26 protein-coding genes are annotated in these 26,650 nt (G+C 52.1%); 14 read left to right on the top strand and 12 right to left on the bottom strand.

Annotated features, from left to right (window positions below; translation table 11 throughout):
* Positions 1–4: 4 nt before the first annotated feature.
* Entirely contained in the window at positions 5–1,195 is a 1,191-nt protein-coding gene (locus NDI45_RS09270; RefSeq protein WP_190794589.1) for a histidine kinase, read from the bottom strand.
* Positions 1,196–1,569: 374 nt separating this feature from the next.
* On the opposite strand from NDI45_RS09270, the gene NDI45_RS09265 reads away from it, so the two are divergent.
* Positions 1,570–2,757 carry a glycosyltransferase family 4 protein gene (locus tag NDI45_RS09265; protein ID WP_348247125.1) on the top strand — a complete coding sequence of 396 codons (1,188 nt, stop codon included), beginning with the start codon at positions 1,570–1,572 and terminating at the stop codon, positions 2,755–2,757.
* A 70-nt stretch (positions 2,758–2,827) separates the two neighbouring features.
* On the opposite strand, the gene NDI45_RS09260 is transcribed toward NDI45_RS09265, so the two are convergent.
* On the bottom strand, positions 2,828–3,421 hold the full coding sequence (locus NDI45_RS09260) for a DUF3177 family protein (RefSeq protein WP_190794591.1): 594 nt from the start codon (positions 3,419–3,421) through the stop codon (positions 2,828–2,830).
* Positions 3,422–3,558: 137 nt separating this feature from the next.
* Positions 3,559–4,926 (bottom strand): gluconeogenesis factor YvcK family protein, encoded by a 1,368-nt coding sequence (locus NDI45_RS09255; protein ID WP_190794592.1) that lies wholly within the window; start codon positions 4,924–4,926, stop codon positions 3,559–3,561.
* Between the two features lie 712 nt (positions 4,927–5,638).
* On the opposite strand from NDI45_RS09255, the gene NDI45_RS09250 reads away from it, so the two are divergent.
* From NDI45_RS09250 to NDI45_RS09230, 5 genes are all read left to right on the top strand, one after another.
* The gene (locus NDI45_RS09250; RefSeq protein WP_190794593.1) at positions 5,639–6,421 is read left to right on the top strand and encodes an ABC transporter ATP-binding protein; all 783 of its coding nucleotides are present in this window, start codon (positions 5,639–5,641) and stop codon (positions 6,419–6,421) included.
* Between the two features lie 178 nt (positions 6,422–6,599).
* Positions 6,600–7,940, top strand: coding sequence for an MlaD family protein (locus NDI45_RS09245; protein ID WP_190794603.1), 1,341 nt, complete (start codon positions 6,600–6,602; stop codon positions 7,938–7,940).
* A 356-nt stretch (positions 7,941–8,296) separates the two neighbouring features.
* Entirely contained in the window at positions 8,297–9,148 is an 852-nt protein-coding gene (locus NDI45_RS09240) for an ABC transporter permease (RefSeq protein ID WP_348247159.1), read from the top strand.
* Positions 9,149–9,338: 190 nt separating this feature from the next.
* A complete protein-coding gene (locus NDI45_RS09235) occupies positions 9,339–9,737 on the top strand; it encodes a hypothetical protein (protein ID WP_348247124.1) in 399 nt (132 codons plus the stop codon).
* On the top strand, positions 9,734–10,336 hold the full coding sequence (locus tag NDI45_RS09230) for a DUF924 family protein (protein ID WP_348247123.1): 603 nt from the start codon (positions 9,734–9,736) through the stop codon (positions 10,334–10,336). Before NDI45_RS09235 ends, NDI45_RS09230 begins: the two co-directional genes overlap by 4 nt.
* A 22-nt stretch (positions 10,337–10,358) precedes the next feature.
* Here NDI45_RS09230 and NDI45_RS09225 read toward each other — a convergent pair whose 3' ends face one another.
* A complete protein-coding gene (locus tag NDI45_RS09225) occupies positions 10,359–10,955 on the bottom strand; it encodes a DUF2854 domain-containing protein (RefSeq protein ID WP_348247122.1) in 597 nt (198 codons plus the stop codon).
* A gap of 128 nt (positions 10,956–11,083) precedes the next feature.
* On the opposite strand from NDI45_RS09225, the gene NDI45_RS09220 reads away from it, so the two are divergent.
* The 5 genes from NDI45_RS09220 (at position 11,084) to NDI45_RS09200 (ending at position 14,006) form a co-directional block, all read left to right on the top strand.
* Complete coding sequence (locus NDI45_RS09220; protein WP_190794605.1) at positions 11,084–11,278, top strand: hypothetical protein; 195 nt, start codon at positions 11,084–11,086, stop codon at positions 11,276–11,278.
* Between the two features lie 348 nt (positions 11,279–11,626).
* Entirely contained in the window at positions 11,627–11,962 is a 336-nt protein-coding gene (locus NDI45_RS09215; RefSeq protein WP_190794598.1) for a 2Fe-2S iron-sulfur cluster-binding protein, read from the top strand.
* Entirely contained in the window at positions 11,959–12,168 is a 210-nt protein-coding gene (locus NDI45_RS09210) for a hypothetical protein (protein WP_190794599.1), read from the top strand. Before NDI45_RS09215 ends, NDI45_RS09210 begins: the two co-directional genes overlap by 4 nt.
* 26 nt (positions 12,169–12,194) lie before the next feature.
* Positions 12,195–13,295 (top strand): DUF3326 domain-containing protein, encoded by a 1,101-nt coding sequence (locus NDI45_RS09205; protein WP_348247158.1) that lies wholly within the window; start codon positions 12,195–12,197, stop codon positions 13,293–13,295.
* Positions 13,296–13,403: 108 nt separating this feature from the next.
* Positions 13,404–14,006, top strand: coding sequence for a CPBP family intramembrane glutamic endopeptidase (locus NDI45_RS09200; protein WP_347277934.1), 603 nt, complete (start codon positions 13,404–13,406; stop codon positions 14,004–14,006).
* Positions 14,007–14,018: 12 nt separating this feature from the next.
* On the opposite strand, the gene NDI45_RS09195 is transcribed toward NDI45_RS09200, so the two are convergent.
* Complete coding sequence (locus NDI45_RS09195; RefSeq protein ID WP_190794601.1) at positions 14,019–14,213, bottom strand: hypothetical protein; 195 nt, start codon at positions 14,211–14,213, stop codon at positions 14,019–14,021.
* Positions 14,214–14,826: 613 nt separating this feature from the next.
* Entirely contained in the window at positions 14,827–15,006 is a 180-nt protein-coding gene (locus tag NDI45_RS09190; protein WP_190794602.1) for a hypothetical protein, read from the bottom strand.
* Positions 15,007–15,226: 220 nt separating this feature from the next.
* Here NDI45_RS09190 and glsA point away from each other — a divergent pair, with 220 nt between their 5' ends.
* Positions 15,227–16,243 (top strand): glutaminase A, encoded by a 1,017-nt coding sequence (gene glsA, locus NDI45_RS09185; RefSeq protein ID WP_348247121.1) that lies wholly within the window; start codon positions 15,227–15,229, stop codon positions 16,241–16,243.
* Positions 16,240–17,001 carry an SDR family oxidoreductase gene (locus tag NDI45_RS09180; RefSeq protein ID WP_348247120.1) on the top strand — a complete coding sequence of 254 codons (762 nt, stop codon included), beginning with the start codon at positions 16,240–16,242 and terminating at the stop codon, positions 16,999–17,001. The genes glsA and NDI45_RS09180 overlap by 4 nt, the downstream gene beginning before the upstream one ends.
* 48 nt (positions 17,002–17,049) lie before the next feature.
* Here NDI45_RS09180 and NDI45_RS09175 read toward each other — a convergent pair whose 3' ends face one another.
* Entirely contained in the window at positions 17,050–17,610 is a 561-nt protein-coding gene (locus tag NDI45_RS09175) for a hypothetical protein (protein WP_190790343.1), read from the bottom strand.
* A gap of 288 nt (positions 17,611–17,898) precedes the next feature.
* Between NDI45_RS09175 and NDI45_RS09170 the strand changes: the two genes are divergently transcribed.
* A complete protein-coding gene (locus tag NDI45_RS09170) occupies positions 17,899–18,396 on the top strand; it encodes a DUF393 domain-containing protein (protein ID WP_348247119.1) in 498 nt (165 codons plus the stop codon).
* Between the two features lie 43 nt (positions 18,397–18,439).
* Here NDI45_RS09170 and recF read toward each other — a convergent pair whose 3' ends face one another.
* The 5 genes from recF to NDI45_RS09145 all read right to left on the bottom strand — a co-directional run bounded on the left by recF (position 18,440) and on the right by NDI45_RS09145 (position 26,559).
* Positions 18,440–19,573, bottom strand: a complete 1,134-nt coding sequence (recF, locus tag NDI45_RS09165; RefSeq protein ID WP_348247118.1) for a DNA replication/repair protein RecF — start codon at positions 19,571–19,573, stop codon at positions 18,440–18,442.
* Between the two features lie 132 nt (positions 19,574–19,705).
* Entirely contained in the window at positions 19,706–21,031 is a 1,326-nt protein-coding gene (locus NDI45_RS09160; protein ID WP_348247117.1) for a response regulator, read from the bottom strand.
* Positions 21,025–23,451 carry an ATP-binding protein gene (locus NDI45_RS09155; RefSeq protein WP_348247116.1) on the bottom strand — a complete coding sequence of 809 codons (2,427 nt, stop codon included), beginning with the start codon at positions 23,449–23,451 and terminating at the stop codon, positions 21,025–21,027. The genes NDI45_RS09160 and NDI45_RS09155 overlap by 7 nt, the downstream gene beginning before the upstream one ends.
* A 936-nt stretch (positions 23,452–24,387) precedes the next feature.
* Positions 24,388–25,092, bottom strand: a complete 705-nt coding sequence (locus NDI45_RS09150; protein ID WP_190790948.1) for an NAD-binding protein — start codon at positions 25,090–25,092, stop codon at positions 24,388–24,390.
* 93 nt (positions 25,093–25,185) lie between these two features.
* Positions 25,186–26,559, bottom strand: coding sequence for a TrkH family potassium uptake protein (locus NDI45_RS09145; protein WP_190790947.1), 1,374 nt, complete (start codon positions 26,557–26,559; stop codon positions 25,186–25,188).
* Positions 26,560–26,650: the final 91 nt, after the last annotated feature.

Below are 26,650 nucleotides of genomic sequence, written 5' to 3'. Positions count from 1 at the left end.
GAATTCACGGGGAGGGGTTAAGCCGATAAACGGGCAGCGTAAAGTGAAAGCAGCTTCCCTGCTCCTGCTCGGAATCGACCCAGATTTGCCCGTAGTGTGCCTGTACAATGCGGCGACAAAGGGCTAGCCCAATGCCATAGCCTTCCTTTCCTTCATCGCGCTCAAGCCGAAACCGATCTTCAAAAATGTGCTGCTGATTTTCGGGCGGAATGCCAGGACCATTATCGCTAATGCTCACCTGGACTTTTTGAGTGGTGCGATGCAGAATTGCCACGGAGATCGTGCCGGATTCGGGGGTATATTTAATGGCGTTGTCGAGCAAGTTGACAATCACCTGCTTCACCCGCTCGGCATCCGCATAGACGTAGGGCAGATCCGAGGGAATATCGGTCGAAATCTGCTGTACTTTTGCCTCAATTCGATCGCCTAAATGCTCGATCGCCTCCAGGCAGAGTTTCCCCAGCTCTAGCTTTTGCGGCTGCATCCGAAATTCGGAGTTGCGTTCGCGGGCTGCCTGCAAAATGTCGGTGATCATGCGATCGAGTGCTTTGGTTTGGGTGCGGGCATGGCGAACCAACTGGGCAAACAGATCGGGCTTCAGCCGAAATCCGCCGTCTGATTTTGCAGTGCTGCCAAGTTCCAGGGTTTCAAGGGCGATCGACACCGCAGTTAGGGGATTTCGCAGATCGTGTGCCAGCATTGCAATCAGATGATCTTTGAATTGAAGCTGTGCCTGAAACTCTTCTTTCTCACGCTGAAGCCGAAAGATTTCGTCGGACAGTTTGAGTAGCTCCGCCGATTCTTTGATGGAGCGAATTTGCTCTAGTTTTTCGCTGTCCTGCACCTCAGCCAGGCGAGACGATTCCAGATAATCTTCAACCGATCGCAGCCAGCGTGACCACCAATCTTCGATCTGGGCGACCAGATTACTTCCTGCCAGAATTTGCTGCGGTTCAGGATGAATCTTGATGAGAGAGGGAGTTGCTACTAGCTTGAAGTGCTCTGCCAGGTGAGGTTGCTCACTCACGTCGACGATCTGAAGCGTATAAGGCTCACTGGAATGGCTAGCTGCTAGGGCTTTAAGGCAATTTCTGACCTGACGAATGCGTTCGCCCGAACTGGGTCGCTTATCCACAAACAGCAAAAGCTGAAGCGGAGCCTCGGAAATTATCATCTGAGACGGCAGTGCCTCCATGCAAATTGCAGACGCTAGACCAATAAAAACCAGACCAATAAAAACTAAACAGTAAATAGCCCTATCTTTTCCAATGGGGCCAAATCGCCGTACGTCTTCAACTTTACTTCATTATTCCGCTAAATCGTCTGCTGCCCTTCCGACTTCATGCCCGATTTACTCGTCAGCCTGATTCGACAAAAGACAGTGAACAAGTCGAAATAGAATAGGCTTTATCCCCTTTTGTTTTTTATCTTGCAATTGTAGCGATCGTCGCTTTGGTGGATATAAGGAAAGCAGAAAACCCTTTCTCGCATGCACGGGTTTTATTCCTGCATCCCGTCCCGAACTGACGGCTACTGCGATTGTTGCGATTCCCGCGAGGTTTGTCAGGTATGAAAATTCTGGTACTGGCTTGGGAGTTTCCACCGCGCATTGTGGGAGGAATTTCGCGCCATGTAGCAGAGCTATATCCAGAGCTGGTCAAGCTGGGGCATGAGATTCACCTGCTGACGGTGGAGTTCGGACAGGCTCCTCGCTACGAAGTGGTGGATGGCATTTCCGTGCATCGGGTTCCAGTGGGAGAGAGCCAAAACTTTTTCCAGTGGGTTGCCCGGATGAATGACAGCATGGGTCAGCACGGCGGCAAGCTACTGCAGGAAGACGGACCGTTTGATCTGATCCACGCTCACGATTGGCTAGTGGCAGATGCAGCGATCGCCCTGAAGCACATCTTCAAAGTACCAATGATTGCCACAATTCACGCCACAGAACACGGACGCTGGAACGGACTGCATAATGATACCCACCGCTATATTCACAGCAAAGAAGCAAGGCTAATCAGCGAAGCGTGGCGTGTGATCGTCTGCACTGAGTATATGCGGCAGGAACTCGTGCGTGTCTTTGGGTGTGCGGCAGACAAAATGGATGTGATTTACAACGGCATCTGTCTCAAACGGCAGGAACCCCGGCGAGAGTTTGACTACTGGCGGTTTCGCCGTCGCTTTGCCGCCGATCAGGAAAAGATTGTTTACTATGTCGGGCGGATTACTTACGAGAAGGGAGTCAGTCTGATGCTGGCAGCCGCTCCAAAGGTGATTGGGGCAATGAGTGGACGAGTCAAGTTTGTGATTATTGGCGGTGGCAACACCGATAGCCTGAAGCAGCAAGCCTGGGAGACGGGTATCTGGCACAAATGCTATTTCGCTGGATTTATGGCAGAAGACGAGCTAAATCAGTTTCGCACGATCGCCGACTGTGCCGTATTCCCCAGCCTGTATGAGCCGTTTGGCATTGTGGCACTCGAAAGCTTTGCCGCCCGCATTCCGGTCGTGGTTTCTAACGCAGGCGGATTTCCCGAAGTCGTGCAGCACGGCAAAACCGGGATGGTGACCTATGCAGGCAGCGCGGACTCGATCGCCTGGGGCATTATCGAAATCCTTCAGCATCCCGAATTCGCGCAGCAGATGGTTGAAAACGCTTACACCGATCTGGATTTGCGGTTTAACTGGCACAAACTGGCGGTCGAGACTCAGGCAGTTTATCAGCAGGTGGTACAGGAGCGCTCGGCGATCGAATGGTGATGGCGATCGAATGGCGATGGGATAGGGAATGGTTGAAAAGCATTGCGGCAGGTCGCAGAGCCAAAGCCCTTTACTGCTCGATTGCCGATCGCCCTTGTTTGCCGAGCCGCACAAAGACGAAGTAAATCAGGTACAGCGCGTAGATGACCAGTCCTGCAACGCCCAGAAAGCCCAGGAAGCCGGACGTATAGCGGGGGTGGAAAAAGGCGTGATAGCCGATCGCAGGCTGGAGCCACACTTGACAAAAAGGACTGGCAAACGTCGCCTGAGAAAACGCGCACTGCAAAAAGGGCAGACTCGCCAGCGCACCCAGCGCACAATAAACTGTAACCGCCCATCTCCAGGCAGAAAATGCCAGCTTGAAGCCGCTCTTGCGCAGTTCAGAAATTTCCTCGTTTAGATCGACCCAGAACCACAAGCTGATCGGAATCAGCACCCGTGCCAGCAGACCTGTAATAAAGCTAATCGGCAAATTCCCAGTCATCAGATACACCGTGATCGCCAGCAAGCTTGCTACTCGCCAGTAGATGATCAGCAGTCGCATGGCAGGTTCCACTTTGGCAAACAGTGCCCAAACTAAAAGAATCAGCGGCAGAAGCACGGTAAACAGCACCGCCAGACGGTAATCCATCCAGACAAGCGATCGAATAAGGTCTTGAGACATGATGAGTCAGGCACAAAGGACTGGCGCGTAATCGCGGTACTCATTGTAGTCCAACCCTTTCGTAGTTGATCAGAAGTCAGCGCAAGTCAATCAGATTAATAAGAAAAGTTAATAAGAGAAGTAAACGGGAGAATTCGCTACCCGCTTACCCGGCTGTACCACCGCAGCAAAATTCGTGCCAGCCGATCGGGGTCATGGCGCACTAATCCGGTTTGTTCGTCTTCGTCCATCACATTTGCCACGATCGCCCGTCGCCCAAGCTGCATGACGGCTTCGCGATCGAAATAAACCGGATGGGATTGTTCTTGAGCATATTTAATCAGCGAACCTGCCGAAGGGGACTGCCGCTGCACCAGTACTGCATCAAACAGCAGTGCACCTGCCACTTGATCGATCGTGCGGATATGGTCAGACACCGTAAAGCCGTCGGTTTCCCCTGGTTGGGTCATGATGTTGCACACATAGATTCGCAGTGCTTTAGAACGGGCAATCGACTGGGCAATCTTCGGCACTAAAAGATTAGGCGCGATGCTGGTATAGAGCGAACCGGGACCAATAATAACGTAGTCGGCTTCCTGGATTGCCTGAATCGCTTTAGGTAAAGCCGGAGGATTCGCAGGAGTGCAGCCAATGCGAACAATTTTGCCGCCTGCTTCGGGGATATTTGATTCGCCTTCGATAAGCCGTCCATCTGCCATTTCTGCCCAAAGTCGCATATCGGTGAGCGTCGCCGGAAGAACTTGCCCGCGTACGGCTAATACCTGCGAAATGGCTGCGATCGCCCGCTCCAGGTTGCCGCCCGTGACTTCGCTCATCGCTGTCAGAAACAAATTGCCAAAGCTGTGTCCGCTCAGCCCATCCCCTGCCTGAAACCGATACTGAAATAGCTCGGTCAGCAGTTTTTCTTCGTCCGCCAGTGCCGCCAAACAGTTGCGAATATCACCCGGTGGCAAAACGCCGATTTCGCGCCGCAGTCTGCCCGAAGATCCGCCGTCATCTGCAACTGTGACGATCGCCGTAATGTTTGCGCTGTACGCTTTTAAGCCTCTGAGCAGCGTCGATAAACCCGTGCCGCCCCCTACTACCACGATTTTGGGGCCGCGATTTAACCGTCGATGATTCATCAGGCGATCGACCAGTTCCTCGTTGCCCTCTGGCATCAGCACTTCAGTAATGGCATTAAAGCTGCGCGACTGTCCCCACAGCACTAGCAGCATCCCACCAATAATCACCAAAGGACCACTAATGTAGTTCGGAATCAGCGTCGTGATGATTCGCAGTGAGTCTCGCGTTAGCTCGATCAGGTAATAAACCGGAGTCAAGCTTGACCAGATCGCCAAGCCCAGCACCACAAACACCAGTCCACTCGCGCTAATCAAGAGCCAGCGTTTGACAAATAAACCAGGAGCCAGCCACTTAACCCATTGCCCCACCCGATTGGGAGTTCGGTAGCGGGATTCCTGCTTAAGCACCAGCAGTGCTTGTTTGAGAAGAGCCATTAACATAGCCAGCTAAATTTAGGGAAACAGTGAGATCAGCAGTGTAGAGGCAAAGTAGAAGCAAGAAATTAGAAACAGGATAGAGCAAGCAGCCTGTGCCAGAAGATAATGCAGAAACTTCAGGCAGAGTTTAGGGATGTACTCAGCGAATGACGTATTAAGATTCAGCAGAGTTACTTTAGCAACGCTTTACCGGAATGGAACAGGAGTTTCTCCGCCTGAGATAATTCTTAGGGCAGCTTTGTAATAAGGTTTCTTTGGCGAGGTTTCTTTGACAAGGTAGAACAGCTTCCCTGCAAGGCGATCGCCTGGAACCCTTTAGCCGTACATTCAGCCGTAGGAGTCAACGCTCAACCAACAATGAACCCTTAACGCTTAGACTACAAAAGGAAGACTGAGGATTCCGCAAGGACTGTTGGAATCAATGCGAAGCAGCTTTTCCTTCGGGTAATTGCCCCCTAACCGCAAGCGGATTGCCTGAAGAATAACACTGAGTGAGAAGTAGCGATCGTCATCCGTACAACTGATTCTATTTCTCATATCTCTCCTGTGCTAGAAAAACTTCTCGCTTGAGACAGAGAAGGCACCGCAGCCCAGTTTGTTCAGATGATTTGCCCGATTTTATTTGCCCGATTTTGTTAGATTTGGTCAATTCAATCCATATTGATGACTGACTATAGACCCGCGATCGTCCTTCCTGTCCGCTTCTACTCGGAAAATGGCTGAACCATTGATTGAACTCAAAGGAGTCACAAAAGCCTTTGGTGATCAGGTCGTCCTGGATCACATTGACCTCCCGATCAAGCGGGGTGAAGCACTCGCGATTATTGGTCCTTCTGGAACCGGAAAATCGACTATTCTGCGCGTGATTGCTGGACTGCTGCTGCCAGACGAAGGCGAAATTTACGTTCAGGGACAGCGGCGTGAAGGCTCCGTGGATGACAATCCCGATCCGATCAATATCAGCATGGTGTTTCAGAACGCTGCCCTGTTTGATTCGCTCACTGTTGCAGAAAATGTGGGCTTTTTGCTGTATCAGCACTCGCGGCTATCCCGCAAGCGGATTCGGCAGCTCGTCGAAGAAAAGCTGGAAATGGTGGGTTTGCCAGGAATTGGCGATCGATTTCCAGCCGAACTCTCTGGGGGGATGCGCAAGCGAGTCAGCTTTGCCAGAGCGATTATGGACGATCCCGATGACCCTGCCTCTAGTCCCGAAGTGATTCTCTACGACGAGCCAACCGCCGGACTTGACCCGATCGCCTCCACCGTGATCGAAGACCTGATTCGCCAACTCCAGCGCGCCAGGGGTGGATGCAGCACTTACATTATCATCACCCACCAGGACAGCACCATTCGCCGCACTGCCGATCGGATTGTGTTTCTGTATCACGGCAAAATCCAGTGGCAGGGAACCCCAGCCGATATCGATACGACCGATCATCCTGTAGCGCGTCAGTTCTTTAGCGGCAGTATTAACGGACCGATTCAGATTGCTGGCTAAAAGCAGACTTGCCGTGTTGCCAGAATGCTGCACATCCTTAAAAAACGGTGGACGAAAGACCATCCACTATGGACAATAGACTTTCGGGAAGCCTATAGCTAGATTGCCAGCCAGATGAGAGTTTAGATTGGCGATCGGTCATCTACCTGTATTTTCCATTGGCATCAGAGGGCACATCATGCGATCGCGTACCGTTCGAGAAGGTTCTGTGGGCTTGCTCATTTTGCTGGGGCTGGCTTTGCTGGGCGGGCTAATTCTGTGGATTCGGGGCTTTGCTCCCGGTCGCCGCAGCTACATTATTACGGTCGGGTTTCCTACAGTGTCCGGCATTCAGGAAGGCGCGCAGGTGCAATATCGCGGGGTGCAGGTGGGGCAAACCAAGACCATTCGCGCCTCTGCCAATCTAGTTGAGCTGGATCTGGAAATTTCCCCCACAACTGTCGTGATTCCCCGAAACTCTCTGGTTGCCGTTTATCAAACCAGCTTCACTGGAGAGAGCGTCGTCGAAATCACGCCTCAGCAAGATATCCCAGCCGCCTTCGCCAACGCTGACCCTCTGGGAGCAGACTGCAATAGCCAGGTGATTGTTTGTAACGGTGACAAACTTCAGGGACAAGGCGGAGTCACCTTTAACCAGCTTCTCGATGCCACCACTCGCTTTGCTAACACCTTTTCTGATCCCCGATTCTTTAACGAACTGCGTCAGCTCACGCGCAACAGTGCCGGGGCTGCGACCGGGGTCGCTACCCTGACCAGAGAAGTCGCTATCCTTTCCCGATCGCTTCAGCAAGAAGTGGGGTCTGTGACGCGAGAAGCTGCCCTCTCTGCCCGATCGATCGGACGCGCTGCTGACCAGACAGCTCTTACGGCGGCTCAGGTGAGCGACTTGCTCAATACCAATCGGGTAACAATCGTCTCAACGCTCAACAGCATCAGCACTACCAGCACCCAGATTCAGTCGGTTTTAGGTCAGCTCTCTCCAGCCCTTGGCGGCAGCGATAACAACCTCGTCCAAAACCTGCAAACTCTTTCTGCCAATGCAGCTCAGGCGTCAGCGACCCTGAGAAACCTCACCGATGCTGTCGGCACAGCCGATAATATCCTATTGCTTCAGCAAACCCTCGACTCAGCGCGGGCAACGTTTCAAAATGCCCAAAAAATCACCGCCGACCTGGACGAACTCACAGGCGATCCCCGCTTTCGGGACAATGTTCGCAGTCTCGTCAACGGGCTGAGCGGTCTGGTCTCCTCGACCCGGCAGCTTGAGCAGGATGCTGCCATTGCCCAGACCCTTACCCCGATCGCCTCACGGTTTCCCGAAGGGATGGTTAGCACAGAGCGCAACGCTGAAGGAAGCGCTGCCCAAGTCGAGCAAAAGCCTGAGGCGGGGCAAAGCACTTCGATCCGATCGAGCCAGGAGGAAATCGCCCCTGCTCCAACCGCAAGTGATGACTCGGATAGCGATTTGAGCGCCCCCTTAAACCAGCCCCCCGCTCGCTCTAACCCCCTGGACCAATAGGAACCACAGCAGGGTACAATAGCCAGCTTTCTGCCTCGCCTCAGACTCCTTTCAAAACCACAGCTAAAAAGGCGCACCGCGGCACGCCTCGAAGGAGCATGAGTAATTCACTGAATCTGACCTACACCCGATCGCCCCCCCATTCCCGAAACTTCCCGCCCCCTCCCAACCCAGTACGGTCATCGCCCCCTTTCCGCTTGCTCAAACGCTTATCCCGCTCCAGAAGATGCGTTAGTCTAAAGACATTGAACTTAGATTGATGCAACAGGAATAGAATCTGAACTGGGAGGCAATTTCAGATGGGTCAAACCCTTACTCCTTCTAGCCTGAACAAATCTCAGGCAACGGCTGAACCGATGCAAAGCACTTCCCCAAACGGGGAAAACGCCCCCGCTTCTGGATTCAGTGATTTCGTTCAGGAGACGGCTGCGCTGACTCGTCGGCTGTTTATTCAGCTTCAGCGTCGCCCTTCGACTCTCATTGCGGGAATTATTCAGCCTGTGATGTGGCTGATTTTGTTTGGGGCATTGTTTCAGAATGCGCCGAAAGGACTGTTTGGTGAAAGCACGAACTACGGGCAGTTTCTCGCGGCTGGGGTGATTGTGTTTACTGCCTTTGGCGGCGCGCTCAACGCCGGATTGCCTGTCATGTTCGATCGCGAATTTGGCTTCCTCAACCGATTGCTGGTTGCGCCGCTGGCTTCGCGGTTTTCGATCGTCCTGGCTTCTGCGCTGTTTATCGCCACGCTGAGCCTGGTGCAGACAAGCGTGATTATTTTGATGAATGCGGCTTTAGGAGCAGGATTGCCCGATCCACTGGGACTTGGACTGGTAATTTTGATCGTGCTGACGCTGGTGATAGGTGTGACGGCTCTTAGTCTGGGGCTTGCTTTTGCGCTGCCGGGACACATTGAGCTAATTGCCGTGATTTTTGTGACCAACCTGCCGCTGCTGTTTGCCAGTACCGCGCTAGCTCCGCTCTCGTTTATGCCGACCTGGTTGCAGGTGGTGGCAAGTTTGAACCCGCTCAGTTATGCGATCGAGCCAATTCGCTATGTCTACACGCACAAAGACTGGCTATTCAGCAGCATCGTCATGCAAACGCCCTTCGCGTCGATTTCGCTGGGGACTGCCCTGCTGATTCTGCTTGGGTTTAGCACGATCGCCCTGCTGAGCATTCGTCCTTTGCTGCGCCGCAGCTTTGCATAATTCATCTTCCAATGGCATCCCCCAATGGCTTCCGATTGTTTCAAAATCTCTTGATGTTGGGGGAGCTAGGGAATCTGCCACTGCTCAAACGAGCCTGAAACCAGATTGGGAGCTTTTTAAGCGAGAATTCGTCTCCTATCCCAGCAACCACGCTATTCTTGAAGTCAATTTTCGGTGACAAGGTGAGGATATGAACGGAGCATTCAAACGAGTTTGTTTTACCTTAGTGAGCTTGAGCGCGATCGGCGGACTCTGTGCCCTGCCTGCTTCTGCTCAGACCAGCTCAAATCAGGCTTTACCGGGATTGGGCAGCAGCGATCAAAACAGTGACTCCTTTGGTGGCACAAATGGTTTAGATATGTATGACCTATTCCATCGGCTGCAAATGGGATCCATGCCCAGCATGTCGGAGTTTAACCAGGAACAGCAGCGTACGATTAACTCTGCCGCTTCTGATTTTCGTGCCCGTCAGCTAGAGCGACTGCGCCAGCAAAATTCTCAGCAAAATCCGCAGGGGCAGCCTTCTCAAACGGCTCCGGCTGCTCCATTCCCTTCTTCTCAGCCTTCGATTAACCGGATGCCGCAATGAGCCAAAATCTGACTCTGGAGCCTGCCGCCGCCGAAGTCCTCACTTTCTGGTTTGGTGCGCCTGGGGAGGATACATCCTATGCTGCTCGCCGCAAGCTCTGGTTTGGCAAAGCTCCTGAGTTCGATCGCGCAATTGCTGAACGGTTTCGATCGCTGATTGAGCAAGCCGCCGCCGGACAGCTCGACTCCTGGCAGCGCACGTCGCAAGGGGCACTAGCTCTGCTGATTTTGCTCGATCAGTTTCCGCGCAATCTTTATCGGGGGACACCCCAGGCATTTGCGAGCGATCTCAAAGCTCTAGCCGTGGCGAAAACTGCGATCGATCGCAAATTTGATCAAGAGCTAGCACCCCTTCAGCGGATTTTTGTATACCTGCCGCTTGAACACAGCGAAATGTTGCCAAACCAGATGCGATCGGTTGCCCTGTTTGAAAAGCTAAGTGCCGACGCTCCAGAGCTACAGGACACATTCGACTACGCGATTAAACATCGAGATGTGATCGAGCGCTTTGGACGCTTTCCCCACCGCAACGCGATTTTGGGCAGGTTCAGTACACCCGAAGAAATCGAATTTTTGCAGCAGCCCGGCTCGTCGTTTTAACAAATCCATTTCCAAAGTACTTTTAGCTGGCTGGCTCGGTTGCTTCGGAGTTTCCCGAAGGGGTAATTGCCTGCTCACTCTGCCGAATTAACGCCAAATCGACTCTTTCCTCTTCTGGCTGTTCGACTTCAGCGTACAGTCCGGGTCCAAAAAATCGCTCGATCTTTTCCCGTTTCTCTTTCCAGGTGTTGAAGGAAATAAGGGGCGAATAAAACTCTAGCACCAGCGTGTATGCTCCGTTGCGCGATTCTTCCCGGATGCCAATCAGATCGGGACGTTCTTCGTTAGTGGGCTCCAGCCCTAGATAGTCTAACGAGGTGTCCAGGTGCGCTTTTTGTCCGTAGCGATAGCGGGTGACATCCGATCGAATCTGGTTTTGGGTGGCAGTTGCCTGCTCTTTTCGTAGGTCTAGCAGATCGGGGGTAACGGGCTGGCTGTAGGGAACGGGCTTGAGTTCGGCAACACGAAGGGCTAAACCACCCAGCAAAACTGGAATTCCATAGAAAAAGCCGATCAGGTTGAGTGTGGGATTGCCCGAAAAGTAGGCGGCAAATCCAACCACGGTTAGAATGCTGCCCACGGTTAAGCCCAATGCGCCGAGAGAAATTTGACGTAACATAAAGTTGAGTCCTGGAATTCCCTTCACAATTATTCACCATTTAGGTGTGTCGTTGCTGAATGATTTTCCAGCGGATTTTCACCAGAGCCTGTCTCTGAGCCTGCCCATGAGCCTACGGAGCACGAACGATGCCTGATTCTGAAACCCCGATCGATCCTCAAACTCTGCGCGATCGATTTAAGCAGATTGAGAGCCAGCGTGATTCGCTGCTGCGCCTGCTAGAGCAACCTGATTTAGGAACCCTGCGGATTGATGTCAATCAGGCGATCGAGGAAATTGATGATTTAATCGATGACTTCCGTCGCACTTTCCCCCAAGGATAGCAGGATCGCTGTTCCGAACCGCCCCCTAAGCGAACTGATTTCGGTGGAACCGAACCATTGCAGGCATTCTTTTTGTAACCGCAGGTTCCCACTGCTCAAAGTCCCCCCTCGCTCTTTAAGAGCGGCAAACAATCAGTTGGGGGGTTTAGGGGGCAATGCAGGATTTCTGCTACGCCTCAAACCATCTTGTATATCCGTCTTGATATCCGTTCGATTGCCATTACATCGCAGTTACATTACTCCGTGAAAGCGATCGGCTTGCGCTAGTCTAGATCACTGGGGCATTTACGCCTCCAGTCTCGAATCAATGCCGTTTTTAATGCAAGTCACGCAATCGATCGCATTCCTATGAGTCAAGCCTACACTGTCGAACTTCATCACCAAGGCACAGCCCACACCCTGACCGTGCCCGAAAATCAGACCGTCCTCGAAGCGGCTCAGGCTGCCGGATTGGATTTGCCCTATTCTTGCAGTGCCGGGGTTTGTACGACCTGCGCTGCCCAAATTTTAGAAGGCACGGTAGATCAGACCGATGGGATGGGCATTAGTCCCGCTTTGCAGCAGCAGGGATATGCGCTTTTGTGTGTGTCGTATCCGCGATCGGATCTGAAAGTTGAAACTGAGAAAGAAGACACGGTGTATCAGCTTCAGTTCGGGCAGTTTCAGGAAAGCAAGAAAAAGTGATCACGCGATTTGTGACGATCGAAGTTTCGCTCACGGAACCTGCGGACTTGCAACGGTCGATCCTGAAGGCTTTGCAGGTGCAAGGTGAGCCGTTGCGTTGGGCGGTGGCGGGGGTGGATGCTGATCGTCAAACTGCCCAGATCGAAGCCGTTGTGCTGAGCCCGACTCAGTTTGCGATTCCTTTTTCGTCGGTTACTACGGTTTAAATGAGTTGAACTAGAACGGTGTGAGCGTGAATTCTCGTCCCTATACGGTGATGTTAATTGTACCGACGGGCATTGGGGCGGCGATCGGAGGCTATGCCGGGGATGCCCTGCCTGTTGCAAAAGCAATGGCTCAAGTTGCCGATCGCCTCATTACCCATCCCAACGTGATGAATGGCGCGTCGCTGTACTGGTCGCTGCCAAACGCGCTCTACGTGGAGGGCTACGGGCTGGATCAGTTTGCGGCGGGAAGCTGGGGCTTGCGTCCGGTGCATCAAAACCGGGTGGGGTTGGTGCTGGATCAGGGCATTGAACCCGAGCTACGGCTGCGTCATTTGCAGGTGGCAGATGCGGCACGAGCAACTCTGGGTCTGACGGTGACAGATTATGTGGTCACGGATGCTCCGCTCGGCGTGGAACTGCGGACGGCAGAATCCGGTGCGACTTGGGGCACGATTCAAAATCCGGGCAGTTTGCTGCGGGCAGTCGAAAAGCTGATCACCCAGGCAAAAGCAGAAGCCGTAGCGATCGTCGCCCGATTTCCTGACGATCCGGGCACTGAGGCACTGATGCAATATCGGCATGGGCAGGGAGTTGACCCGTTGGCAGGAGCCGAAGCGGTGATCAGCCACTTGATTGTGCGGACGTTTCAGATTCCCTGTGCCCACGCGCCTGCCCTGTCGCCCCTGCCAATTGACCCGACCCTTTCGCCCCGATCGGCAGCTGAAGAATTGGGCTATACGTTTTTGCCCTGTGTGCTGGTCGGCTTGAGCCGTGCGCCGCAGTTTGTAACTTCACGAGAATCGATGCCTTCCACAGGGGCAATTTGGGCAAATGAAGTCGATGCGCTGGTGATTCCGGCAAGTGCCTGCGGCGGCAGTGCAGTGCTGAGCCTGAGCCAGACTTCCACCCAGATAATTACTGTGCAAGAAAACCAGACGAGTCTAAACGTTCCGGCTGAAGCCTTAGGAATTGAAACGATCGCCGTTCATTCCTACCTCGAAGCCCTGGGCGTTTTGGTGGCGCATCGGGCGGGGCTCAATCCGGCAAGTCTTCGATCGCAGATTGCCAATCTTCAGGAGTGCATTGCAGCTTCCCCAAAAGCAAATTTTCTTCAAGAAATTAGATAATCATTAGGCAATCTGTAACCCTTCCGAGGGTTTATTCGCATACCAGATTGCAGTAGATTGCTGTTAAAAATTGCTCGTTATTCCCATCCCAGCTCCCCTAAAGAAACTGTGTCTGAGCCACCTTCTAACCCCACTCCTCAGCCCGATGTTGAACCTTTAAGCCGGGTTCAGGTTCTCACTGCAATGGGCGTGACGGCGATCGTCCTGCTGCTGGCTTCGCGGCTTTGGCTACTGCTTGATCCGGTTGCGCTGCTGCCGCTGGATTGGTCGATCCAAAGTGCCCTGTGGGGCGTGGGGCTGGGCGTTGGCATTACGGCTGCTAGCTCGATTACTTATCGGCTCTGGGCAGGCTATCGTCAGAGTGCAGATTACTATCTAGCCCTGATTATTCAGCCGCTTGCCCTGCCCGATCTGATCTGGCTGGGGCTACTGCCAGCACTGAGCGAAGAACTACTGTTTCGGGGGGTGATGCTGCCCTCGGTGGGGTTGAACTGGTATGGACTGCTGATTTCAAGCCTGTGCTTTGGTGTAATGCACTTTAGCGGCCGCGAGCAGTGGTCATATATGATTTGGGCAACAACGATCGGGCTAGTGCTGGGCTGGGGCGCGCTAGAAACCGGAAATTTGCTCGTTCCCGTGGTGGCCCATATCGTGACAAATCTGGTGTCAAGCTGCATCTGGAAATGGCGGATGCGAGACGTGGCGGGCTAGGCAGACAAAAGCCTATGCTCGGCGAATACAGTCGTCCTGAATCGCATCTTGCAGCAATTGCAGCAGTTGCCGATCGCGCTCAGTCAGGTTGCCCTGCTCTACAATTTGCTCAATACGGATTTCTAGACCAGGAGTGAGTTCGCCCTGCTCTAGGGCTTGTCGGATGCACGCTTCGAGAGACATTGCCTTAGAATTGCTGGAATTCACGGTTTTACAGAGTGCAGCTAAAACAAAGTGCAACTAAAACTAAAGTGCAGCTAAAAAAGCTCAGTTAAACAGTCAAACACGATAAACCGGGAAGCGTTGAACTGAAGTCTTGAGTAAAACCTCATCATTTCAGCAATCTATTCCAGATCGATCGCAAAATCCCGCAAGATCTTAGCAATTCTAGATTAGAAAATCCGCACTTCTTCAAACTACACCGCAGCCTCACCCTGATCAGGAAAATTGGCAGTATTGTTTATCTAAAGAACTGGGATACGATTCTGCAATTTCTCCAAATCTCTAAAATGCTCAAATTTGATATAGCTAGCCCCTATAGTTTGAAGCAGGCGACAGGGAGAAACGCTGTGTCCAGGAATCTGCGTTGAGGAAAAAGCCAGCCTCTTGTCCTGCCAGCCTTGTCCTGCCTAAGCTTTATTCTGCCTGCGCTAACCGGAGCCATATCTGAGCGGTTGACTGAATTCTGCACCGCTCCTGCTCAGCAGTTGCTAGAGTGTTGTAACGTACCTGAGTAGCGCAGCAATTCCAAAGCTGCATGAGTTACGCTTTGCCAGCCCAGCTTATGCTTTCTTAAAAAGCTCTCTTAAAAATTTTTAACTTAGAACAGCGATCGAACCGCCTGAATTTTGCTTTGCAGCATTCGTTTGGTGGTTTGCTCGATGCGGATGCTCATTTGCAGGGTCAAACTGTGTTTCAGCCAGGCGCGAAACTCATCACGGCTAATTCTGCCGCTTTGGTATTGTTTAACAGTGTATTTGAGAGTATCTACATAGCTCATTTTACAAGCTTATGCGGAAGGACTGAAATTGAGATGTGCCGCTCGGTAGAGAAACAAAAAATTAACGTTATGTTAATTCGTTTAGCAATTAAAAAAGTACTGTTGCGAGACCGGAATGGGAACGATCGCAGGAATCAAGTGAACCATGATTCTGCAATAAAAAACGCAATCAGAAGAAAAAGAAATGGGAGAATGGTAACACCTGCTTTACACCGAGCTTATGACCCTGACTCCCGATATTCGCTTGACTCCCAGCTTTGCCCCTGCCCCAATTTCAATTGATCTGCTGCAATCGGTGTTGGAAGAGCTTTATGCTCAGTATCGATCGCTACAGTCAGGCAAAATCGCAGATTATATTCCCGAACTGGCGAAGATGAATCCTGACTGGTTTAGCATTTGCGTCACCACGGTAGATGGGCAGCAGTTTGGCGTGGGTGATCGGGAGCAGCAGTTCACAATTCAATCCATTTCTAAAGTGTTTGTGCATGGATTAGCACTGGAAGATCATGGGCGCGATCGGGTGCTGGCAAAAGTTGGTGTAGAACCAACCGGAGATGCGTTTAATGCGATCGTTTTAGATGAACAGTCGAAGCGTCCCTATAATCCAATGGTGAATGCCGGAGCGATCGCGACTACCAGTTTGATCAAGGGCAACGGCGCAACCGATCGTCTGAATCGAATGCTGACCATGTTTCAGCGATACATCGGACACGAACCCTATATCGATATGCCCACGTTTATGTCGGAGCGCACAACCGGGCACCGCAATCGAGCAATGGCGCATCTCATGCTCAACTTCGGCATGATCGACGAGAAAATCGACGAAGCATTAGACCTTTATTTTCAGCAGTGTTCGCTGCTCGTAGACTGTCGCGACCTGGCAACAATGGCAGCAACCCTAGCAAATCGCGGCAAAAATCCTTTGACTGGTGTTCAGGCGGTTCCGGCCTGCTATGTCCGCGATATCCTCAGCGTTATGTACACCTGCGGAATGTACAATTTTGCCGGAGAGTGGGCTTACAAAGTGGGACTGCCTGCCAAAAGCGGGGTGAGCGGCGGCATTATTGTGGTTGTGCCCGATCGCCTGGGAATTGCAGTTTTCTCGCCCTTACTGGATGCAAGAGGCAATAGCGCCAGAGGCGTAAGGGTCTGCGAGGAGCTATCACAGCGATTTGGCTTGCATTTGTTTGAGTGCGTGATGCCCGGCTCCCCCTTCGGAAAGGACGCAATATCATGAAAGATTTTTCTGACAAAACAGTTCTCATTACCGGAGCATCGGGCGGCATTGGTTGCGCAACCTCGATCGCCTTTGCTGCAGCCGGAGCGACCGTCGCCCTACATTATGGTCAGCGATCGGAAGCCGCAGCCCAGGTGAAACAGGAGCTTGCAGGAGAGGGTCACATTCTGGTGCAGGCAGATTTAACTGACCCAGTCGCAATCGAACAGATGGTGAATGAAACGATCGCCAAACTCGGCAGGATCGACATTCTGGTGAACAATGCTGGCGTCTATCAGCTTCATCCGCTGAATCAAACGTCTTATACCGATTGGCAGCAGATTTGGCAGGAGGCGATCGGCGTGAATTTGATCGGGGCGGCAAATGTAGCGTATTGCGTGGCGCGTCACCTGATCGATCGACAACAGGGACGAATTATCAACGTCTCGTCACGCGGGGCATTTCGGGGAGAGCCGATCGCTAACGCCTACGGAGCTAGCAAAGCAGGATTAAATGCGCTTAGTCAATCGCTCGCTCAGCACCTTGCGCCCTATGGAATTGGCGTGATGGCAGTTGCACCCGGATTTGTGGAAACGGAAATGGCGCGATCGGTGTTGGAAAGTCCTGCGGGAGAAGCGATCCGTCAGCAAAGCCCATTTGGACGAGTCGCTACCCCGGAGGAAGTTGCACACACGATTTTGTTCCTAGCTGCAGAGGGATCGCTGTTTCTCAGCGGGGCGATCGTGGATGTCAACGGAGCCAGCTATTTGCGATCGTGAGATCTGCAATTGTGAGATCCGTGACTGTGAGATCTGCAATGGATGGATTTAGCGGATAACAGTTTGACATTGCATTCGGCAACGCAAAGGCGTATCAGTTTCAGCCGGAGTTTTGTCAATATATTCCATCACGCTGGCTTGATCCGCTGCCGATAAACTCTGGTAATAACGCAGCGCAGCATCGATCGAAAACGGGACGCCCATCTTATCAGGGAAATTTGGCAAAATGGCTGTCCAAACCACTGCGGCAATTCGGTTTGCCTCACACCATTCGCGCACGGTTTGATCCACGTTAATTTGTGCTGGGTATTCCTCGATCGAACTTCGGTTATTTGCTCGATCGATATAGCCAATATATTCTGTGGTCGTTCCTTCGCGTTGTTTGAGATCCTCGATTGCATCTTCTAAGTTTGTACAGGTACTAATTGCAAACTGTGTTGGGCACATTGCTCCATTTTGCGAATCAATCACAACTGTGAGCCGCTTGTTCTCAGCAATTTTGGAAAATTCGAGCGGCAAAACGGGACCACCTGTTTCCCAGGAACCTTCATAGCGTAAATTCTGCGGCTTCCAAATCAACGATCCCCAGCCTAATATTGCGATAGTCATTGTCAGTATTCACTCAATCCTTACTTGATTGTTCAATTTCTGATTCATCAAACATCACATGCGTGATGCAAATGCTGTGTAACGGTGAATGAAGCCTCTTGTCATCGTACCGAACTGAATCTATAAATTATTAGTTCTCAGGGAGGAGTTTGAGCCGCAAGGTTTTTCCTGAAATTCACACCAGCTCTTGCAAATCCATTGCTAAACAGGACAGAATGCAGAAAAAGACGATCGCCTTTTGCCATGCACTCATCCAACCTGCACGCATCGAATCCGCAAACCCTCCAAATGAATTCTGCTATCCATCCTGAGGCTAATCCTGAAGCTAATCTTGCAGGCAATCCTGAAGCGCAACCCACGTGGAAAATTAAGCTTCTCTACGATAGTCAATGTCCGCTCTGTCTGCACGAAGTCAACTTTTTGCGGCGCAAAGATGCCGATCGCGGGTTGGTTGCCTTTGTGGATGTAGTGGCTGACGACTATGACCCACAGCTTCACGGTGGTGTAGATTACGAAGCAGCAATGGCACGAATTCACGCCGTTTTGCCCGACGGCACAGTGATTCAAAACGTGGAAGTTTTTCGTCGCGTCTATGAAGTGCTGGGTATGGGCTGGGTTTATGCCATAACCAAACTGCCGATCGTCGGCTGGATCGCGGATGCGGTTTATGGAATCTGGGCAAAATGGCGACTTCAGCTCACCGGACGACCCAACCTGAAGACGATCCTGGCTGAGCGAAATCAACGGCTTTGCGAGACAGGGCGATGCGATATCGGACGCCGCTAAACGAGTACCTAGGCACAATCTGCTAGTGCTCAGGCACAATTTGTTAGTGCTCAGGCACAATTTGTCCGGCTTTGACCGTGAGGATCTGCGAAGACTTGAGCCACTGGGCATCAAACGAGCCGAGATGGGTCGTGGTAATCAGCGTTTGGAAGTGATCTTGAATGGTTTCAAGCAATTTGTTCTGCCGGTTCAGGTCTAGCTCTGCCAGCACATCATCCAGCAGCAGCAGGGGGGGTTCTCCCACGATCGACTCAATCAGCTTTAGCTCTGCCAGTTTTAATGCCAGGACGAGGGTGCGCTGCTGTCCCTGAGAGCCATACTGCCGCGCCGGAGTTTGATTAATTGCAAACTCGATCTCGTCTCGGTGCGGTCCGACCAGCGTTGTGCCCTGATGCAGTTCGGCGATCGATCGCTGCTCTAATCGCTGCAAAAATGTCTGCTGCACAATGTCCGGGTCGTCTGCTTCGAGATGCACGTTGGGCAAATAGCGCACTTCCAGAATTTCTTTGCTATCGCTGATTGCTTCATGCCAGGATTGCGCCACCGGAGCCAATCGTTCCAAAACTCGCGCCCGTCGCCGAATCACCCGTGAGCCGATCGCCGCTAGCTGGCTATTCCAGATTGCAAGCTGAGTGGGTTCGGGGGCAGGGGTTTCGCCTTCGAAGGCATCGCTGCGCTGTTTGAGAAAGGCATTGCGCTGCTTCAAAATCGTGTTGTACTGCTGCAAAATGTAGGCGTAAACGGGTTCGAGCTGGGTCAGCAGGGTATCCAGCCAGTCGCGCCGCTCGCTCGGACTGCCCCGCACCAGATCCAAATCCAGGCTGGAAAACTGCACCGCATTCAGCACGCCCAAAAAATCAAGCTGCCGTCGCAGGGCTTCCCCATTTAAGCTCACGGTGCGTCTGCCGTTGCTGCGAAGCATCAGCGATAGATCGATCGTGCCTGTGTCTCGCTCCAGGCTGCCCAGGATTTGTCCGATTGGTTCTCCTTCCAGCACCAGTTCTCGATCGCGCAGTGCCCGATGCGATCGAAGGGTTGCCAGCAGCTCCACGGCTTCCAGCAGGTTCGATTTGCCCTGAGCATTATCGCCAACCAGGATCGTTTTAGGGGCAGAAAAGGTAATCTGCTGTTCCTGGTAGTTGCGAAAGTGTTTTAGGTCAAGGCTTTTCAGGTACATCAGGAGCGGGCGGGGAGGGAGTCAGTAAAGGGGAGGATCAGGGGAGTGAGAGGATCAGGGGATGGGAGGTTCAGTCTTTGAGTGTATCGAATGCGCGATCGAACTTCATCTCTTTCAGGGTAGGACGAGAAATCAGGGTTCGGTTGCCAGGGTGAGCGGCAGGGTGAGCGTTACTGTTGTGCCCTGTGCCAGTTCGCTTTGAAGGTCGATTGTGCCCTGGTGCAGGTCGATCGCTTGTTGAGCAAGCGCGAGGCCCATGCCAAAACCTGCAGGAAAAGGGCTACTCGTTACATTACTTGCCCGATAGAAAGGGCTGAAGACTTGCACCTGTTCTTCTGGCGGAATGCCAATGCCTTCATCCCGAAGGCGGAGAATCAGTCGAGTCGGTTCATAAAATAGCTCCAGCAGCACGGTTCCACCCGGGGGCGAGTAGCAAATTGCATTATCAAGTAGATGGTGCAGGGCTTGCTGAATCAGAACTGGATCGATCGAGAGCTTGCCGGGAGCTTTTCCCCAGGGGACAAAGGTAATTTGATGCAGATTTTCGGGTGAGGAGAACTGTTCAATCAGGTCACGGCAAAGCTGCGTTGGGTCGATCGCGATCGGCTGAAAGTCTGTGGGGAAAACAGCCAGGGGAGCGGATAAGGCTTGCTGCATGAGCTGCGGGATGCGCCGGGTGGCTGCGTCAAGGATGGCAAGATGGCGATCGTCCGATTTCGATCGCGGGGTTTTGCTGGTAAGCAGTCGTTGAGTTGCGGTTTGAAGGGCAGCGATTGTGATTTGCCATTCTCTGGATAAAATAAGCTGGCGTTGAGGGTTGATTGCATTTTGCTGATGCTCTTCGGTCAGGGCGGTTGCGAGCTGCGTTTTTTGCTGGAGTCGCTCGGCATGATTGGCTTTAAGCAGGGTCATCCGCTCCTGAATCTCTTCCTCAATTCCCTGATTCAGCATTTGCACCGCTGATTCGGCAGCCGTACGAGAATCAATTTCCTGCTGGAGTTGGGCGTTTTGCTGCTGAAGCTGAGCCTGGAGCCTGCCGACTTTGAGATGAGTTTCAATCCGTGCCAGCACTTCGACCACCTGGAACGGCTTGGTAATGTAGTCTACACCGCCGATCTGAAATGCCTGCACTTTGTCCAGTTCCTCATCCAGGGCACTTAGGAAAATTACGGGTACGTTGCGGGTAATGGCATTGGCTTTCAGCAGTTCACACACTTTATAGCCGCTCATTCCCGGCATCACAATATCGAGCAGCACCAGATCGGGCACTTCTGCCTGCGCCGCGCTGATTGCCATCTGCCCGGAAATAACTTTTCGCACATCGTAGCCTGCATCGGTTATCAGCGTTGCCAGAAACAGCAAATTATCTGGCAGATCATCCACAATCAAGATATTGCCGCCCGTCATTTTGTCATTGCCCAAAGGCGGCACGGCTGGGGAAGAGTCGCTGTCTAGCATAGGGCATCTGTGATCTCGATTAACTGCTCAAACTGAAGGTGGTCAACCAGATGGGCGATCGCTTCTCGCAAAGCCTGCTGCTCTGCTGGAATCTGATCAAGAAGCTGCCTGACTGATTCATCCCGGGCAACCCGCGCCGCCCAGTTGACTTGAGCAATCCATTCCTGAGGCATTCCCTGAAAATCTGCTGAATTGAGCACAGGCATCGCACCCGATCGAGCGTTCGCTGAGTTCACTGAGTTCGCTGAAACCTCGGCTGTGGATTGTTCGTAATAATACTTCACTCCAAGATGCTGCTGAAGCGTATTCAGCAAAACCTCCTCGGAATAGGGCTTAATGACAAAGTCATCGCATCCGGCAGCAAAGGCACGCTGTCGTTCTTCTTCAAACACGGTCGCGCTCACCGCAATAATTTTCGTAGTTTGCCGCTGCTGCTGCTGTTCCAGGGCACGAATTCGAGCGGTTGTCTCTAGTCCATCGACTTTCGGCATCCGCAGATCCAGCCAGATCAGATGCGGTGAGAAAGTTTGCCATTGTTCGATCGCCTTTACCCCACTGTGGGCAATTTGCACCTCAAAGCCTGCCAGGGTTAACCACTGCTGAGCGAGATTGGCATTGGCTTCGATGTCGTCTACCGCCAGAATGCGGTACGGAGGCTGACCGGGTGCGAGTCTGACTTTTAGATAGGCATAACGGTTATTCTGCTGGGAAATTTGCTTGCCATCGCTCTGAAGCGTCGCTGGGTTCTGCTCATGCCGCTGGGCTGGCTGATAAGGCAGCGTAAACTGCAAGGCTGTTCCCTTTCCGGGCTGGCTCTCGGCACTGATTTCACCACCCATAAGCTGAACCAAACGAGCACTAATGGTCAAACCTAAGCCGCTGCCCTGACGCGATCGTTCGCTGCTCTCGGTCTGCATAAAGGCTTCAAAAATTGAGTTCAGGTCTTCGGGTGCCATGCCAACTCCGGTATCCATCACGGTAAACTGAAGAATTGCAGGAGACTTGAACGTGACCCTCAACGTAACGCTGCCATAAAGCGTGAATTTAATCGCATTGTCCAGCAGGTTGATCAACACCTGGCGCAGTTTGCCCTCATCGGCTTCGATCCAGGTGGGAATATCAGCGGCAGGATCAAGGCGAAGCTGTAGCCCCTTTGCCTTTGCCCGCATGTGAAAGATTGACTGAACGTTTCCCAGCAGATCGGGCAAATGAACCGGGCTTTGCTTTAGCGTGACTCGTCCTGCCTCGATCCGGGCAAGGGACAGCACATCGTTAATAATTTGCGTCAGGTGGTCGCCGCTGCGGTTCAGAACTTCTAGATATTCGCGCTCGATCGCAGTCAGATTAGGGCTACGGGTGAGCAGTTGAGCATATCCCAGCAGCGTACTCAGGGGCGATCGCAACTCATGGCTAATGTGGGATAAAAAGGTGCTTTTTGCCTGATTTGCGGCTTCGGCGGCTTCTTTTGCCTGCTTTAGCTCGGTTTCAAACTGTTGACGAACGGCTTCTCGCTGCTTGGCTGCGGTAACGTCACGCACGAATACCACGACTTCATCGGAACTGCTAGCAACAATGCGAGCTTCTTCGCAGTGAGTTTTGCCATTGTTGTGCAGCTCGTATTCGTGGGTTTGCAGTTCTCCTGTGTCGAGGGCTTGATGAATACAGCGCATTCGATCGCGGGCAACCGTTTCCGGCAGCGTATTGAATACGGTCATTCCTTCTTCCTGCATGGGCTTCGGGGTCAGCAGCATAACCTCTCCGCCATGGTGATATGCCAGTCCCGATCCTTGGCGGTTGGTCAGCAGCACCAGATCGGGAATCGACTGAAGCACGGCTCGCATTTGTGCCTCACTCTGGCGGAGCGCGGCTTCGGCTTCTTTTAAGTCCGTAATGTCTACCGCAACCCCATCCCAGATTGTCCGCCCATCGGCTAACCGACGCGGAACCGCCCGCGAACTTGACCAGACAATGCCTTGAGGAATGCCGTTTTGCAGTTTACGCTGTTGCACCTGCGCTTCGTAAATGGTCAAATTTTTCAGCGAGAGCTGGGTCAGGCGCTCGACTTCTTTTCGGTCTTCGTCGAGCAGCAAGTCGTACAGCACATTAATATCCTGCATGACGGCTTCTGCGGAGACACCGAGCAAGTCCTGAATTCCGGTACTGATGTAGGAAAACGCCAGCGAGTTGTCTTTGGGGTCATGCACAAGCTGGTAGAGAATTCCCTTCGGAATATTGTTGCTGATCGATCGCAGCAAAGCTTCCCGTTCCTGAAGTGCCTGTTCTGCCCGTTTGCGCTCGCTCATGTCCTGTACTAGGGCAAGTTCTCGCCGCAGGACAACCGCTCTGACAAAATGAGAAGCAATCAGCCCCAACACTATTCCACTTACCAGAACTAAAAGATATCGCCAAGACTCATTCACAAGCAAGAATTTGTTTTTTAAGCGTTGATGTTAGAAAAGGGCAAGCGGCAGGGTTAAAAGCGGAATTAAAACAGGAAATACGATCGTATTTTCAGGTAGAAGTGCTTAAGGCAGGAGCTAAGTTGACTGAGCGCTGTTTTGTATCGCTTTATTTTCGTTTGTAAGGATAAGAAACTTGTAAGGATGGAATATTCAACTTGGGGAAAATTGCCAAAAATTATTGCTGTTTTTTATCGTTCAACTTCTAATACTCATCTAATACTCATTTTTAATACTCATTGAGTTTGAGCTTGCATCAGATTCACTCGACCCAGTAATCAGCAGAGGCAGCGAGGGGAAGGGGCAATGAATGGGTGGCGCGATCGGCTCAGACCTCCCTCAATTCCCTTAAAAGAGAGGTGTAAAAGAGGGACATGGAATGGTTCAGCTTTTCCGTGACAACCCCAATCACTGCAACAGTTCCTTTCCCCTCTTGAAGGAGGATTGGGGGGATCTCAAAGCTCCTAAGCAGTTTCTAAGTCCCTGCCGATGCCCTGCCTTAGACAGAATCGGTATAATTTCACCGCGACTTGCTAAAAGACATCGGGCAAATAAGCTTGGGTCAATCTAACCTCCCAAACATTATGGAATAAAAAGCGATTTCTACCTATTTCTTTAATTTCTACTTAAATTAGCGTTTATCGTTCGGTTTCGTCTGATGAGCGACAACCCCGCAATTCGCCTCTCAATTCGCTTCTTTCGCTTCTTTAAGTGAGCCCTTATTCCTTAATTGATTGCCTGGTTTCTGCTCTGGCTCGTTTTCCTGTAGGGATGAAGCGAAATCAGAAGTGAGTTCAATCTCGCTGATTTTTAAAATCAGGATTGGAGCGAGAGCAATTTAGCACTGCTTCACATCGCGTTGAGATGATTTTTCCGTTTCTTTTCTTGAAGAAATCACTAGACAGGAAGTTGATCGATGCCCCGATTCGAGCCAATAACCACCATTAATGAACCCTTCGCCAAGCGGGTCAGGGGGCTGGGATTAATTTCAAATTGGTTTTCCCGGCAAACAGCCAGCAGGTTTAAGCCGTAGCGTCTCCGCAGATCGAGGTCGGAAATCGTCTTGCCGTCAAACTCTGCCGGAACCACAATTTCAACGATACTGTGATCCGGGTCTAGCTCAAACCGCTCCAGCACTCCGGGGCGGGTCAGCGATCGGGCTAGCTCACAGCCCATTTCGTGCTCTGGAAACACCACATGATCGGCTCCCACTCGCTTGAGCAGCTTGCCGTGAATTTCAGAAGAGGCTTTGGCGACGACGTGGGGCACCTTGCCTTCTTTCAAATTGAGCGTCGTGATAACGCTCTCTTGAACGTAATTGCCGATCGCCACAATAACCGTATCAAACTCAAACAGCCCTGCTTCTCGAAGTGCGGCAGGTTCTGTAGAGTCAATTTGCAGCGCGTGGGAAGCAATTTCATCAGAGAGTACCTGGGCGACTCGTCGCTCGTCTGAATCGACCCCCAGCACTTCATAGCCTAAATGGTGCAGCGTCATGCAAACCGCGCGCCCAAATCGTCCCAGCCCAACCACGGCAAACTGACGGTTATTCGATCGCAGGCTCTTAAAAAAGCTGAGAGAAGAAAGGGAAGATAGGGTCACGGAGTTATCAGGTAACGTGGCATTTTTTCTCTGACGTATTTTCTAGCCTAAACCAGAAGGGAAACAATCTATCGATCGAGAGGGGAAAAGCTACTACCCCACGAGCAGGTTCTCATCTGGGTAGCGCACCAGCGTTGGGCTGGGATCGCCAAGAAAGGCAGACACTAGCAGCAGCACACCGACGCGCCCGACATACATGGTGGCAATGAGCACTAGCTTGGCAAAAACCGAAACGCTGGCAGTAATCCCGGTCGAAAGCCCTACGGTCGCAAAGGCCGAAACTGCCTCAAACAGCACCCGGATAAATTCCACATCAGGGTCGGAAATCGCGATCAGGGTCGTGGCAATAATCACGGTGGTCAGAGAGCCAAACACCACGCCGATCGCCTTGCGGAGCAGAGCGGTTGGAATTTCTCGCTGATAGCACAGTACTTCAGACTTGCCCTGCAAGACGGCTTTTGTGCATTCAAACAGCACCCGAAACGTTGTGGTTTTGATGCCGCCCCCCGTACTGCCCGGACTCGCGCCGATAAACATCAGGGCAATGGTGATAAACAGCCCCGCATCAGTCATTTTGCCGTAGTCGATCGAGTTAAACCCGGCTGTGCGCGGAACGACTCCCTGAAACCAGGCAACCATCAGCTTTCCGGTGAAATTGTACTGTCCAAAGGTTTCTTCGTTGCGGTACTCCACCAGGAAAAAGGCGAGCGTGCTCAGCACCAGCAAAAAAATCGTTGTGCTGGTGACAATCTTAAAATTGAGCGGAAACACAACGCGTTCGCGGCTGCGAGTAATGCGATCGCGCAGCCAAATATACATTTCTTGAATCACCTGATAACCGATGCCGCCAAAAATGATCAGCAAAGGAATAATCAGGTTAATGGGCAGATTGGTCGCATAGCTGATGAGGTTGTCCGGAAAAAGTCCAAATCCGGCATTGTTAAACGCGCTGACGCTATGAAAGAGTCCCAGCCAGAGGGCACGATCGAACCCGTGCTGCGGCGCAAAGACGGCCATCATCAAAAATGCCCCGGTCAACTCAAAGACCAGCGTCGTCGCAATAATCGACTTCACCAACTGCACCACGCCCGATAGCCCTGGACTATCAAGGGATTGCTGAATCGCCAGCCGCTCCCGCAAGCCAAACCGCCGCCCCACCAGCAGCAGCAGAAACGTGGTTGCCGTCATATAGCCCAGACCCCCGATCTGGACCAGCAGCATAATGAAGAACTGCCCCCAGAAGGAGAAATAGGTTCCCGTATCCACGACCACCAACCCCGTCACGCAAACCGCCGAAGTCGAGGTAAAGAGGGCTGTAATAAAATCGCCCCAGGTTCCTTCTGCGATCGAGATCGGCAGCATTAACAGCAGCGTTCCCAGCAGAATCACGGCAAGGAAGCCAAAACAAATCGTGCGCGGCACGGTGACAAACTTGGACGGCCGAAACGACAGCTTTTTCAAAAACATTGAAACGTATTGATTGTGAGACGCTTGTGAGACAGGGTGAACCCTTTGCAGCGAGAGTTTTCCTAGTGTAAGCGATTCCAACTGCTCCAGT

This window comes from Leptolyngbya sp. GB1-A1 (assembly GCF_039962475.1).
In the GTDB taxonomy this organism is placed as follows: Bacteria; Cyanobacteriota; Cyanobacteriia; order Elainellales; family Elainellaceae; genus Leptolyngbya_A.
This window is presented reverse-complemented; position numbering and strand designations above follow the sequence as displayed.